Raw genomic sequence first — 12,939 nt, 5'->3', positions numbered from 1 at the left:
GTGCCCGGGGACGCGTGGCAGCGTCGCCGCCACCGCCGGTGGCCCCCCTGCCCCGACTGCCGGCGAGCGAGCAGCGAAGGGTGTTCCCCATGCCCCCCAAGCCCCCGGCCCGGCTGCGCGACGGCCGTGCCCTCACCCGCCTCGGCCTCGCCGCGGGCCTCGTCGTCCCGGCCGGACTCCTCGGCACCCCCGCCGCCGTCGCCATCCCGGTCACCACACCGGTCCCGGCCGTCTCCGGCCCGGTCACCGCGGCCGCCCCGCCGGCGGCGGACGCCCGCGCGGCCTGCGGGGACCCGGACGCCGCGGACTTCCCGATCGACACCCGGATCCACGGCGGGCCGGACACCTACGCCTCCGGCGGCGGCTACGGAACCTGGTACCTGGACCTGACCAACACCACCTCCGAGCCCTGCCGCGCCCTCCACCCCGTCCTGGTCCTCACCGACGAGGACCGCGCGCTGACACCCGAACAGATCCAGCTGGAGTTCATCGAGCGGACGCACCCCGACGAGGAGCACCGGGTCACCTGGGAGTCCACCGACCGGGACGAGCAGATCGGGGTCTTCGGCAGCGGCGAGCGCGGCGACGACTTCCCCGGCTTCACCGTCCCCGCGAAGAAGACCGTCACCGTGGAGGTCCGGATGGCGTTCACCTCGGACACCCGGCCGGGCAACGTCACGGCGACGGCCGCCGTCGTCCAGCGCCGCACCGCGAAGGCCGGACAGCAGGGGCCCGGCACGTCGGACGGCGACTGGGTCGGCGAGTCCGAGGGCTACGCCTTCACCGTCGTGGACGGAGGGTACGACGGCGGTGCGGACGCGGGACACGACGAGGGCGCGGACGGGGCTCCCCACCGCGGCGCGGCGGGGGAGCCGCTGCCCGCGCTCGCGGCGACCGGCCCGGCGCCGCTCACCTGGCTCGCCTCTGCGGCCGGGGCACTGGTCCTCGGCGGCGCCGCCGTGTTCGCCCTGGCGCGGAGGGCGGCCCGGTCACGGCTCTGACCCGCTCCCGCCCGGCGCCGGCCCCTCGGGGCGGTCCCGCTGTGGTGGGCGGCGCCCCGGCCCCCGTCAGATCAGCTCGACGAGGTCCGCGATCGAGTCGACGATCCTGGTCGGCCGGTAGGGGTAGTGGTGGACGTCCTCCTTGCGGGTCAGTCCGGTGAGCACCAGGAAGGTCTCCATCCCGGCCTCCAGCCCCGCCAGCACGTCGGTGTCCATCCGGTCACCGATCATGGCCGAGGTCTCCGAGTGCGCGCCGAGGGTGTTCAGCGCGCTGCGCATCATCAGCGGGTTGGGCTTGCCGACGAAGTACGGCTCCTTGCCCGTCGCCTTCGTGATCAGCGCGGCGACCGACCCCGTGGCGGGCAGCGCCCCCTCGGGCGAGGGCCCGGTGTTGTCGGGGTTGGTGGCGATGAAGCGGGCGCCGTTGTTGATCAGCCGGATCGCCTTGGTCAGCGCCTCGAACGAGTACGTGCGGGTCTCGCCCAGGATCACGAAATCGGGGTCGGAGTCCGTCAGCACGTATCCGGCCTCGTGCATGGCGGTGGTCAGTCCCGCCTCACCGATCACATAGGCGGTCCCGCCGGGGTGCTGGTTGTCCAGGAACTTGGCCGTGGCCAGCGCCGAGGTCCAGATGTTTTCGACCGGTACCTCCAGACCGATCCGGCTCAGCCGGACGTGCAGGTCACGGGCCGTGTAGATCGAGTTGTTGGTCAGGACGAGGAAGGGCTTGCCCGAATCGCGGAGTTTGCCGATGAAGGTGTCGGCGCCGGGCACCGGCACACCTTCGTGCATCAGCACGCCGTCCATGTCGGTGAGCCACGATTCGATGGGCCTCTGCTCTGTCATGGGTGCGGCTCCTGGCTGCGGGGACTCACGGGATGACCATGTTATTCACTGATCGCACCACGGGGTGAGAACGTCTCGTAGCCCGGACCGGCGCCCGGCCCTGACCCGACCGGGCTACAGCGGATGCGAAACGCCCACCCACGCGTGAACCTTCGATCAGGAGGTTTACGATGCGTTCACTGCCCCTCACGTTCTGTGCCGCAGCGGCGGTCACGGCGATGGCCTTTCCCGCGTCCGCCACGGCGGCCGGCTCCGAGCCCAAGGACCCCAAGGAACACCGAGGTTCCGGATCGGTCATGATCACCCCGGTCGCCGTCACCCCGGGCGGGGAGGTGCAACTCCGGACCGACGCCTGCGGCAAGGGACGATCGGCCGAGGGGGACTCCGAGGCCTTCGTCTCCGGGGTGCGCCTCACCCCGGACAACGGCAAAGGGCTCCACGCCGAGGCCCGGATCCGCCGCGACGCCACCCCCGGCGACTACGACGTCCTGGTGACCTGCGCGGACGGCCACGGCCGCGCCACCGGCACCCTCACCGTCGTCCCCCGCCACCACGCCTCGCCCGCCGCCCCCGTCCGCGCCGGCGGAGGCGGCACGGCGGATCTCGCCGCCGGCCGGTCCACCGCCGAGCAGGGCGGCCCCGGACTCCCGCACGCGGTGACCGGACTGGCGCTGGGCGCCGCCGCGGTCACCGCCGTCGCGCTGCGCGGTGCGCGCCGCCGCCGTGCGGAGCACCGCTGAGATGGCGGACGCCGACCGCCCGGCCGGGTCCGGCCGCCTGCTGACCGGCGTCACCTGGGCCGTGCTGCTGCTCGGCCTGTGGCTGTGGGGCCGAGGGGCCGACGGCGGCAACTCGGCGCCGACGACCGGAGACGTCGCCGCGGTCGGACGCCCCCTGGGGGCGCCCCTGCCCCCGGCGCACCGGCCGCTCGACGGGGCCCTGCCGCAACGGGTGGAGATCCCCTCCCTGGAGATCGCGGCGCCGGTGGTCCCCCGGGAGCTGGACGCGGACGGCGCGATCGAGCCACCGCCCTACGAGACGCCCGGGACCGTCGGCTGGTACGGCGACGGCACCGAACCCGGGACGAAGGGCACCGCCCTCCTCGTCGGCCATGTGGACACCGAGACGGAGCCCGCCGTCTTCTACGGCCTCAGCGCCGCCCGGCCGGGCACGACGATCCGGGTCGGCCGGGACGACGGCACGGTCGCCGAGTTCACCGTGGACGACGTCCAGGTCTTCACCCGGGAACGCTTCGACGCCCGGAAGGCGTACGGGCCCCGCGAGGACGGCCGGGCCGAGCTGCGACTGATCACCTGCGGCGGCACGTACGACCGCGAGGCCCACGCGTACACCGCGAACGTGGTCGTCTCCGCCTATCTGACGGGGGAGAGCGGCGCCTCGAAGAGCCGCGTCTGACGCCGTACACCTGGCCCGGCCGGCAGCCCGCACCCGCTCCAGGTCACCGGCCGGGCCGGTCCTCCACCGAGGTGCCTGGACTGCGGGAGTAGCCCGGCACGGCACGGGAGGTCGGGTGGTCCGGCTCCACGCCACTGTAGGGGCCCCCACCGCCCCGGCCTAGAGGGTTTTTAACACGTTGTCCGGATCCGGGCGGAAGCGTCCGGCGGGCCGGGCGCTGTGCCACGATGGGAACGACCGGCGGTACATCGGTACAAGGGGGCGTGGATGTACGGCAGTTGGGCCGGCAGAAAAGCGTGTGCCGCGTTCGGGGCCCTGGCGGTCCTGGCGCTGGCGGGCTGTACCTCGACCGACGGCGGGGGCCCGGGGGAGGGGACCCGCGCCGAGGGCGCCCGGCCCGCCGGGAGCGGTGCGTACTGGGTGGACCCCCGGACCAGCGCCGCCCGTCAGGTCGCCGCGTACGTCCGGGACGGCGAGCGGGAGAACGCCGACCTGATCCGGCGGATCGCCGGCCGGCCGGTCGGCGAGTGGATCGTCCCGGAGGACCCGGAGGCATCGGTCGCGGGCGTCACCGGCGCGGCCGAGAAGGCCGGACGGCAGGCCGTGCTGGTGCTGTACAACATCCCGCACCGGGACTGCGGCCAGTTCTCGAAGGGCGGGGCCGCGGACGGCGCCGCGTACCGGGAATGGCTGGAGGGCGTCGCCCGGGGCATCGGTGACCGGCGGGCCACGGTGGTGCTGGAACCGGACGCGCTGCTGCACCTGGTGGACGGGTGCACGCCCGAGGAGTTCCACGAGGAGCGGTACGACCTGCTGAAGGGTGCCGTCGAGCGGCTGAAGCGGCAGCCGGGGGCCCGGGTCTACGTGGACGCGGGCAACGCCGGATGGCAGTCGCCCGACGCCCTGCGCGAGCCGTTGCGGCGGGCCGGTGTCGAGGAGGCGGACGGCTTCGCGGTCAACGTCTCCAACTTCCAGACCACCGCGGCCAGTACGGACTTCGGCAGGCGGCTGTCGGCCGAGGTGGGCGGCAAACCCTTCGTGATCGACACCAGCCGCAACGGCAACGGCCCCTACGACGGCGGTGACCCCGCCCTGGACTGGTGCAACCCGCCCGGCCGCGCCCTCGGCGAGCCCCCGACGACGGACACCGGGGACCCCCTCGTGGACGCGTACCTCTGGGTCAAGCGCCCGGGGGAGTCGGACGGCGACTGCCGGGGCGGACCCAAGGCGGGCGCGTGGTGGCCCCGGTACGCGCTGGAGCTGGCCCGCGCGAGCGGCTGATCCCCAGGGCGTGTTTCGAAAGTCCCGCCTGGCCCGCGACGCCCGGCACGCACGCTCGCCGCGTTGTCGGAGTCGCCCAAGTACGTCCAGTACGAGGGCGATCCTCCGCCTTGCGATCGCACGCACCGGACGCCGCGGGCCCCGCCCTCCGGGCGGACGGCGCTACTTTCGAAACACGCCCCGGGACGTCCCGTGGCCCGGGGACGTCCCCGGACCCCGGGACGCCGTCAGGGGATCTCCACCCAGGTGCCCTCGGACGGGGTGCCCTCGGCGTCCGTGACGAAGAGCATGTACCAGCCGGAGGGCACCAGCGCCCGGTTGTCCGGGACCGTCACCGTGACGCTGTCCGGCGCCTTCTCCAGGTCCAGCGCGACCGATCGCTGGTCCGTGTCCGTCACATGCGTGACCGCGCTGGGCCGGATCAGCTTCGCCGAGGTGATGGACGCGGCGTCCCGCGTGGTGAACAGCCCCGTGCCGCCGCGCCGGATCCGCTCCGGGCCGGCCGTCAGCTCCGGGCGGGTGTCCCGGTACAGATAGGGCGGTGAGTAGATCTCGACGCGCTGCTCGAACGTGCCCGGCCGGGTGTTCGCCGCGTCCGCGTACAGCGAGTCCGAGCCGAAGATCATGACCCGGCCGTCCGGCAGCAGCACCGAGCCCGAGTGGTAGTTGCGGCCCACCGCCGGGTCGGCCACCCGCGCGTACGTGTCCGACGCCGGGTCGTAGAGCCGGGCCTGGAGGATGTCCGAGCCTCCGCGCCCCCGGTAGTCCCCCGATCCCCCGGTGACCAGCACCGAGTCGTCCGGGAGCAGCGAGGCGCTCGGATAGCGGGTGCCCTCCGAGAGGGACGCGCCGTCCCGGAACTCCGGGTGCGGCTCCCGCAGATCGACCAGCCGGGACTTCTCGCTGGACTTCGCGGACTCACCGACCCCGCCGCCGCCGATCACCATGAACCTCTCGTCCTGGGCGGGCGGCAGCCGTACGGTCGCCGAGGTCTCCATCAGGTCCGGGTCACCGAGTCCGGGGATCGTGGTGAACGTGTTTGTGTCCAGGTCCCAGACGCCCGGGTCCCGGCCCTCGTCGGCGGGCCCGTAACCGGCGTTGGAGCCGGAGTAGAAGAGCGTGCCGTCGTTCAGCAGGAAGACCGCCGGATAGGTGGGGAACTTCCGGACGACACCGGTGTAGGCCCAGGTCCTGGTCTTCGGGTCGTAGATCTCGTCCTTGCCCGGCACGATCTGGCCGATCTCGTCCAGACCGGAGAGGGAGAGCACCCGGCCGTCCTTGAGCGTGGTGAGCGTCGGATACCAGCGGGCCTCGTTCATCGGGTCCACGGGGAGGTACTTCTCCGCCACCGGGTCGAATTCGAAGGCCTCTCTGATGCCCTGGAAGTCCTTCTTGTCGAGGGCGAGTTTCTGCGCGATGCCGTAGACGTTGTGGGTGTCGGAGCCGGTCAGACCGGCGATCCGGTAGTTGTCCTCGGTGCCGGTCTCGTAGCGGGTGCCGGACTTCCGCGCCTCGACGTAGATCCGCCCCAGACCGGGGTCGTTGTGCAGGAAGGCGCCGGTCTTCTCGTCGAAGACCTTGGTGGCCCTCGGCACCAGCACCGGGTCCTTGGAGACGTAGGTCCGGCCGTTCCCCTTGCCGGTGAAACGGGTTCCCGCCGGGAGGGTGACCGGCTTGTCCGGGTCCTCGTTGTGGACGATCATCAGGCCGCCCGCCTTGGTGACGTCCCCCTCCAGCTTCTCGTACCGCTTGGTGCCGCCGGCTATGAGGAGCTTGCCGTCAGGCAGTTGGGTGTGCCCGGCGCAGAACATGTCCTTCGGGGTGGGGATGTCCTTGAAGGCGCCGGTCTCCGGGTCCCACAGCACCGAACGGAAGGTCTTCGCGTCGAAGTTCTTCTGGTTGTTGCCGGAGCCCGCGACGAGCAGCACCTTGCCGGTGTGCAGCAGGGCCGCGTGGATGGTGTTGATCCGGTGCTCGGAGGGGACGTCCAGGAAGTCCCAGTGGCCGTTGGCGGCCTTGTACTCCGGCCGGTTGACGGCGTACGTGTGGTAGCGCTCGGTGCCGAACCGGTAGAGCCACGGCCCGTTCGTCGCGGCGAGCGCCAGCACCACCGCCGTACCGATCGCCAGGCGGCGGGTACGGCGGCTCGGACGGTACTTCATCGGTGAGGTCCCCCCAGGGCGATCCGCGTGGTCTGTTCACTGCCGGCGGCCGGTGCCGGCCGGTCCTCGGGTGTGGCACCCGGTGGCGGCTCGCGGCGCCGGGTGCGTCCGGCCCGGACGGTGAGCCACCAGCCGACGATCGGCGCCGCGGTGATCAGCAGCGCGAGCGAGGCCCAGGTGAGCATCGCCGGATGGCTGTGCCCCCGCAGGAAGGAGGCGATGATCGACCCGCCGAAGACGGCCAGGAAGAAGAGATGGATCCGGAAGGTGCCGAAGAGTCTGTCGGGGCTGGACGAGTCGCCCTTCGGCGTCACCACGAACGAGCTCTTGCGGCGCAGCACCGCGTCCATCAGGGAGCGGGCGTAGACGGGGGCGGAGAGCGCCGACATCACCATGCCCGCCAGCCCGCCGGACCCCTCGGGCTCGTGCGGGGAGACGTTGTGGCGGCGGTTGAAGACGTAGAGCCCGATCTGGAGCGCCGAGGCGTTGCCGTACAGCATCATCCAGACCACCGGGTCGATCTGTACGCCGGAGGCGCCCATGCCGAGGAAGAGGGCGCAGCTCAGGGCGGCCAGGATCCAGTTCAGGGCGGACATCGGGTAGAAGATGATCATCATGGTGTAGTTGAAGAGCTTGCCCGGGGGCAGGGAGTACCAGCCCTTCCAGTACTGGGTGAGGATCGTCTCGTACGTCCCCCGCGACCAGCGCAGTTGCTGGGTGAAGAAGTCGGTCCAGGCGGTCGGGCCCTCGCCGACGGCCAGCACGTCCGGGGTGTAGACCGAGCGCCACTTCCGGCCGGTGAGCGGGTTGCGGTGGCGGTGGATCTCGAAGCCGGTGGCCATGTCCTCGGTGATCGAGTCGTACAGGCCGCCGATCTGCTTCAGGGCGCTGATCCGGACCGCGTTGCTGGTGCCGACGAACATGGGGGCGCCGTAGCGGTTGCCCGCGCGCTGGATCAGGGCGTGGAAGAGGAACTGCTGGGACTCGGCGGCCTTCGTGACGAACGTGTCGTAGTTGCCGTAGACCTGCGGTCCGATGACGAAGGCGGTGTCCGGGTCGCGGAAGTAGCCGAGCATCCGCTCCAGGTAGTTGGGGAGCGGGACGTGGTCGGTGTCGACCGAGGCGAAGAAGTCGTAGGCGTCGCCGTGCGCGTCGAGCCAGGCGTTGTAGTTGCCGTGCTTCGTCCTCGCCCGGTGCGGGCCCTTCGCCTGGTTCCAGCGGGCGACGCCCTTACGCGAGAAGTGGCGCACCCCGAGCCGGTCGCAGACCTCCCGCACCGCCGGGTCGTCGCCCTCGTCCAGCAGCCAGACGTGCACCGGGCCCCGGTGGCGGACGCGCACCGCCGCCTCCAGGGTCCTCGTCACCATCTCCAGGGGTTCCTTGCCCGGCACGAAGGAGGTGAGAAAGGCGACCCGGGTGCCGCTCTCGGGGACGACGGGCACGGGGTCGCGGGCCACCAGGGTGGCGTGCGCGTTCGACAGCACGTTCATCGTCCGGAACAGCTCGATGAGCCCGATGGAGACGAGCATCACGGCGTCGAGGACGACCAGAGTGGCGTCGTGGAGGTTCGGGTCGCGCCGGGTCCAGTGCTCGGGCCGCATCAGCCAGACGAAGAGGCCGAGCGAGACGAGCGGCGCCGCGCCGAGGAGCAGGGCCGCGCGTATCCGGTGGGGCTCCTGGGCCAGCAGCGAGCGGTAGCGGACCCGGTAGGGCCGGTCCGGATCGGGCTCGGTGAGCGGACCGGCGAGCCGGCTGTGGTGCTCGTAGTCGTAGCGCGGGGCCGGCGCGGACGGGCGGTGCGGCCCCCCGGCACCCGGCGGCCGCGGCGGTAACCGTGCCGGCGGCGCCAACTGCCTCGTCGGGGCAGGGTCGTGGTGCTGCCGGTCGCCTGACGGCGTCGACGTCATGGTCATCCCCCCGCACGCAGGATGCCTGCGTGACGTCTGCGTGTCTCATATGAGCGGGGCCCCCACCCCGCCGGGTCAGATTGTCCGATCTGTGGCGTGATCGCAAGAGTGAAACAGCCTGTTTGGTGGTCATATAAGCGATTTAGGGGAGTTGCCCGGAGGGGGCGTACGGGAGTGACCGGAGGCGCCCGGACGGTGTCCGCGAACCTCGTGCGCGCCCGAGGTGTGTTCTCGCCCGAAGCGCGTGCGCGCACACGTTCGCGCACACGAAGAAGGCCCCCTCACGCTCGGTGAGAGGGCCTTGCTTCTGCGTGCGCCGTCAGGGACTCGAACCCCGGACCCGCTGATTAAGAGTCAGCTGCTCTAACCAACTGAGCTAACGGCGCCTGCTGACCTGGAGAACTTTACCCGATGCGCGGGGGTGCTCCTGACCCATTCCGGTCCGCACGGCCTGTCGGATGGTCGTTTTTAACCTTTTGTCAGTCAACATGAGTTTTGCCGTAAAAGTTGAGATGCGGAAGATCTTGACGACTGCCGAGTGGAAGAGGAGTCGCATGACTGCGCCGGTCTTCGAGGAGTACGAGCCCGCTGCCGACTGCGGTTGCGCGGGGTGTTCCCGGCAGCGGCGTACGGCCGCGGTGCTGTCCGCGCGGTACGGCGGGCACCCGGCCGCGCACGGGGCGCGGCGGGCGCTGGTGCTGGTCACGGCGGCGGGCGTGGTCCTGTCCTGCGGGGCCGCCCAGGCCGCCGCCACGGCCGCGGCGGCGGGCCGAGGAGTCCGCGCGGACACCGTCGACCCCGAGCCGGCCACCCCGCAGGGCGCCGTGGGACCGCTGGCCGGCGTCGGCGCCTCGGGGGCGCCCGCCGAGTCCTCCGCGTCCCCGGCCGCGCAGCGGACGACGACCCGGGACGAGATCATGAGCCGCGCCGCGGCGTGGGTGTCCTCCAAGGTGCCGTACAGCATGACGGCGTACTGGTCGGACGGGTACCGCCAGGACTGCTCCGGGTTCGTCTCGATGGCCTGGGACCTCGGGACCAACGAGTGGACGGGCAGCCTCGCCGCGTTCGGGACCAAGATCGCCCGGTCGGACCTCCAGCCGGGGGACATCCTGCTCTTCCACAACCCGGCCGACCCCGGGGCGGGATCGCACGTCACGGTCTTCGGCGGCTGGACCGACAGCACCCGGAGCCACTACGTCGCGTACGAGCAGACGCGGCCGTCCACCCGTAAGGCGACGACGCCCATGGCGTACTGGAGCAACTCGTCCCAGTACGTGGCGTACCGCTACAAGGGGCTCACCGGCCAGACCGGCGGCAGCGGCTCGGCCACCACGTTCCCGGGGGTGGGGATGTTCGGGCCCGGCGCCGACAACGCCTTCGTGACCCAGCTCGGGAAGCTGCTCATCGCCCAGGGCGGCAAGCGGTTCTACCAGGTCGGCGCGGGGCCCCGCTGGACGGACGCGGACCGGCAGGCGACGCGGGCGTTCCAGCTGGCCCAGGGCTGGAAGGGCGCGGAGGCGGACGGGATCCCCGGCCCGGACACCTGGGAGCTGCTGGTCAAGGGCACCGGCCGGGCGATCCCCGCCGGTACGGGCGGCGGTGGCGGCCAGAGCCCGGCTCCGGCTCCGGCTTTTCCGGGCCGGGGCTTCTTCAAGGCGGGCCAGTCCAACAGCCACGTCCAGCGGCTCGGGACCCAGCTGGTCAGGAAGGGATACGGCACGCACTACGTCTCGGGCCCCGACCCACGGTGGCGGGAGGCCGACCGCCGCAACGTCGAGGCCTTCCAGCGCGCCCAGGGCTGGCGCGGAAGCGCGGCCGACGGCTACCCGGGGCCGGAGACGTGGCGGCGGCTCTTCGCGTGACGGGCGTGGGGCGCGACGGGCTTCCTGTGTGACGGGCTGTGCCTGTGAGGGCTCTTCGCGTGGCGGCGGTGACGGAACGGACAGACGGAACAGGGCGGAGGCGGCATGCGGTACGACGGAATGCGGGACAGGGGCACGGGCGGGGACGGGGACGGGGACGGTCTGGGGGGCGCGGGGGACGTCGCGTCCGGGTGGTCCGGCTCGTCCGTACGGTCCGTACGGTCAGCGCGATCCGGGTGGTCCGGGTGGGAGGAGCGGGAACGGCCGGACTGGCGGGACACGGTGTCCACCGGGAGCGCCGAGGTGCCGCCGGGGGAGGGTCCGGCGGCGATGGCCTGGGAGGTGGCCGGGGGAGAGGACCCGGCCGGGTCGGATGGTTCGGACGTGTCGGTCGGTGCCGCCGGTGCGGCGGACAGGTGTGGCCTGGTCGGCGTGGTGGCTCAGGACGCGCCGGGCACACCGGACGCTTCCGGCGGTGACGTCCCGCTCGGCGGTGCGATCCCAAGCGAGGACGAGGCGGATGAGCCGGCGGTGGTGAGCGCCGGGGCGGGGGATCCGGCCGCCCCCGGTGCGTGTGCGACGGCCGGGTTCCGGGGAGAGCCGGAGGCGGACCTGATCGGCCCGGAGGCGGCATGGGTGGAGGTGCCCGCCGACCTCGGGCCCGCGCTCGACGCGGTGGCGGGCGTGGGACGCGCGGCGAGGGCAGGCGACTCGGTGCCCGTACCGGTGGTGCGGCCGCTCGTTCCCGACATGGAGGACGCGCTTGCCGGACCGGCCCTCGAAGCGGACGCGCAGGCGGCGGATCTGGCCGCGGGCCCGGCGGCGGACAGCGACGTCCCCGACGACGCGTCCGACGACGCATCCGGTGAGGCGTCCGCAGCGGTGGCGGACCAGGAGGCGGTGGCCGGCGCCGTGTCCCCGGTGGTGGATCGGTCGTCCGACCATGACGCGACGGCCGGTCCAGCGGCCCGGAAGGTGCACCGGCAAGCCCCCCAGGAACAGGAAGCGGGCCCGCACGCGCACCAGAAAGCGGCCCAGGACACGGACCGGGCCATCGGCAGAAGCACGGACCGGGATGTGGGCCGGGACGCGGACCGGGATGCGAGCCGGGACCGGGACCGGAACACGGACCGGGCCACGGACCGCGCGTGCGGCTCGGACTTCGGTGCCGCCCTCCCGGCGGGGGCCGGCGCCGCCCTCCGCGCCGCGGTCCGTGGGGCCGGGGTGCCGGTGGCCGTGTCCGGCCGGCCGGACGACGCCGACGCGTGGTGGGAGACAGGGCGGCGGCGCCCCGTCATCAGCAATGAGACCACCACGCCGATCCCCGTCCATCTGCTCTTCCGCGACGAGGGCCCCGGCAGTGGTTCCGGCGGTGGCCCCGGCGGCCTCCCCGGCCCGCTCGGCTTCGGTGGCGGGGCCGGGGACGGGGTTCGCGCGGTACGGCGGCCTCCCGTGCCGCGTACCCCCCGCGCCCCGCAGCCACGGTCCCGGACGCGGCCCCGTACCCCCGCCCGCCCCGCGCCCGCCGTCGATCCCCGGCTCGCCGAACGGCCCGGACCCGTGCTGCCCGGCTGGGTCGCCCTGCTCACCGGGGTGGCCGGGGTCGCCGGCGGGCTCGCGCTGCTGGCCTGGCACGGGGTGCTGCCGGCCGCGCTGACCGGACGGCTGGGCCTGGACCCACGTCCGTACGCGAGCCTCGGCGCCGGGAGTTGGGCGGTGCTCGCGGTACTGCTGACCGTGGTGGTGTTCGCGCTCGGCGGTATCGGCCGGGGGCGGGTCGGACACGCCTGTGTGCTGACCCTCTTCGGCGACTACCGGGGCAGTGTCCGGCGCACCGGACTGCTCTGGGTCTCGCCGCTCCTGCTGCGCCGGCGCGTGGACGTACGGCTGCGGCACTGGCGGAGCGAGCCGCTGCCCGCCGTGGACGCGAGCGGTACCGCGCTGCGTGTGGTGGTGCTGGTCGTCTGGCGGGTCGAGGACACCGCGCGGGCCCTCCTCGGCGTCGCGGACCACGAGCGGTACCTGCGCGACCAGGTCGAGGCGGCGCTGGCGCGGGTGCTGTCGCAACTGCCCGCCGACGCCTTCCACGAGGAGACCCGCACCCTGCGGGACGCCGAGGCGGTGGGCGACGCGCTGACCCGGATGCTGAAGGCCGACTGCCTCCCGGTGGGCATCGAGGTGTACTCGGCCCAGCCGACCGGCATCGAGTACGCCCCCGAGGTCGCGGCGGCGATGCGGCGGCGCCGGATCGCCGCGATCGACGCCAGGCACCGGGACCGTGTGCTGACCTCCGTGGTCGACGCGGTGGACGACACCGTCCACCGTCTGACCAGCCGGGGCATCGTCGAGCTCGACACCTACGAACACAAGGCGCTGGTCAGGGACTTGACGGTGGCTTTCTACACCGGGCGTCCCGAGCACGAGCGTGCGTGAGGAGTCGCCCGACGCCGCGGCCGCGCGCGGA

General features: G+C 73.1%; 9 protein-coding genes and 1 tRNA gene. 6 read left to right on the top strand and 4 right to left on the bottom strand.

The genetic code is table 11. From position 1 onward, the window contains the following. Window positions 1–89 precede the first annotated feature (89 nt). Window positions 90–1,001 (top strand): hypothetical protein, encoded by a 912-nt coding sequence (locus tag B9S64_RS11235; RefSeq protein ID WP_109492035.1) that lies wholly within the window; start codon window positions 90–92, stop codon window positions 999–1,001. Between the two features lie 66 nt (window positions 1,002–1,067). Here B9S64_RS11235 and B9S64_RS11230 read toward each other — a convergent pair whose 3' ends face one another. Beyond that, window positions 1,068–1,847, bottom strand: coding sequence for an HAD-IIA family hydrolase (locus tag B9S64_RS11230; RefSeq protein ID WP_028442973.1), 780 nt, complete (start codon window positions 1,845–1,847; stop codon window positions 1,068–1,070). Window positions 1,848–2,017: 170 nt separating this feature from the next. On the opposite strand from B9S64_RS11230, the gene B9S64_RS11225 reads away from it, so the two are divergent. The 3 genes from B9S64_RS11225 to B9S64_RS11215 all read left to right on the top strand — a co-directional run bounded on the left by B9S64_RS11225 (window position 2,018) and on the right by B9S64_RS11215 (window position 4,544). After that, window positions 2,018–2,587, top strand: a complete 570-nt coding sequence (locus B9S64_RS11225) for a hypothetical protein (protein WP_103505108.1) — start codon at window positions 2,018–2,020, stop codon at window positions 2,585–2,587. A gap of 1 nt (window position 2,588) precedes the next feature. Further along, window positions 2,589–3,263: a class F sortase gene (locus B9S64_RS11220; RefSeq protein ID WP_093674879.1), complete on the top strand. Its 675-nt coding sequence runs from the start codon at window positions 2,589–2,591 to the stop codon at window positions 3,261–3,263. Window positions 3,264–3,530: 267 nt separating this feature from the next. After that, window positions 3,531–4,544, top strand: coding sequence for a glycoside hydrolase family 6 protein (locus B9S64_RS11215; RefSeq protein WP_103490683.1), 1,014 nt, complete (start codon window positions 3,531–3,533; stop codon window positions 4,542–4,544). 227 nt (window positions 4,545–4,771) lie between these two features. On the opposite strand, the gene B9S64_RS11205 is transcribed toward B9S64_RS11215, so the two are convergent. From B9S64_RS11205 to B9S64_RS11195, 3 genes are all read right to left on the bottom strand, one after another. Then, on the bottom strand, window positions 4,772–6,706 hold the full coding sequence (locus tag B9S64_RS11205) for a kelch motif-containing protein (protein WP_103490682.1): 1,935 nt from the start codon (window positions 6,704–6,706) through the stop codon (window positions 4,772–4,774). Continuing rightward, a complete protein-coding gene (locus B9S64_RS11200; RefSeq protein WP_103490681.1) occupies window positions 6,703–8,613 on the bottom strand; it encodes a glycosyltransferase in 1,911 nt (636 codons plus the stop codon). Before B9S64_RS11200 ends, B9S64_RS11205 begins: the two co-directional genes overlap by 4 nt. Before the next feature lie 312 nt (window positions 8,614–8,925). Then, window positions 8,926–8,999: transfer RNA gene (locus B9S64_RS11195), tRNA-Lys, on the bottom strand. A gap of 168 nt (window positions 9,000–9,167) precedes the next feature. Between B9S64_RS11195 and B9S64_RS11190 the strand changes: the two genes are divergently transcribed. Together B9S64_RS11190 and B9S64_RS11185 are read left to right on the top strand one after the other, a co-directional pair. Further along, on the top strand, window positions 9,168–10,475 hold the full coding sequence (locus B9S64_RS11190; RefSeq protein ID WP_109492034.1) for a peptidoglycan-binding protein: 1,308 nt from the start codon (window positions 9,168–9,170) through the stop codon (window positions 10,473–10,475). Window positions 10,476–10,757: 282 nt separating this feature from the next. Further along, window positions 10,758–12,908 carry an SPFH domain-containing protein gene (locus B9S64_RS11185; protein WP_258317567.1) on the top strand — a complete coding sequence of 717 codons (2,151 nt, stop codon included), beginning with the start codon at window positions 10,758–10,760 and terminating at the stop codon, window positions 12,906–12,908. Window positions 12,909–12,939 lie beyond the last annotated feature (31 nt).

Origin of the sequence: Streptomyces sp. SM18 (assembly GCF_002910775.2) — a bacterium.
Lineage (GTDB): Bacteria > Actinomycetota > Actinomycetes > Streptomycetales > Streptomycetaceae > Streptomyces > Streptomyces halstedii.
Note: the sequence above shows the minus strand (reverse complement) of the source record. Positions and strands in the feature narration are given on the sequence as shown.

What these genes read in the sequence shown, in the direction of transcription:
- B9S64_RS11235 (WP_109492035.1), top strand. Translation starts at nt 90, where the DNA reads ATGCCCCCCAAGCCCCCGGCCCGGCTGCGCGACGGCCGTGCCCTCACC.
- B9S64_RS11230 (WP_028442973.1), bottom strand. Translation starts at nt 1,847, where the DNA reads ATGACAGAGCAGAGGCCCATCGAATCGTGGCTCACCGACATGGACGGC.
- B9S64_RS11225 (WP_103505108.1), top strand. Translation starts at nt 2,018, where the DNA reads ATGCGTTCACTGCCCCTCACGTTCTGTGCCGCAGCGGCGGTCACGGCG.
- B9S64_RS11220 (WP_093674879.1), top strand. Translation starts at nt 2,589, where the DNA reads ATGGCGGACGCCGACCGCCCGGCCGGGTCCGGCCGCCTGCTGACCGGC.
- B9S64_RS11215 (WP_103490683.1), top strand. Translation starts at nt 3,531, where the DNA reads ATGTACGGCAGTTGGGCCGGCAGAAAAGCGTGTGCCGCGTTCGGGGCC.
- B9S64_RS11205 (WP_103490682.1), bottom strand. Translation starts at nt 6,706, where the DNA reads ATGAAGTACCGTCCGAGCCGCCGTACCCGCCGCCTGGCGATCGGTACG.
- B9S64_RS11200 (WP_103490681.1), bottom strand. Translation starts at nt 8,613, where the DNA reads ATGACGTCGACGCCGTCAGGCGACCGGCAGCACCACGACCCTGCCCCG.
- B9S64_RS11190 (WP_109492034.1), top strand. Translation starts at nt 9,168, where the DNA reads ATGACTGCGCCGGTCTTCGAGGAGTACGAGCCCGCTGCCGACTGCGGT.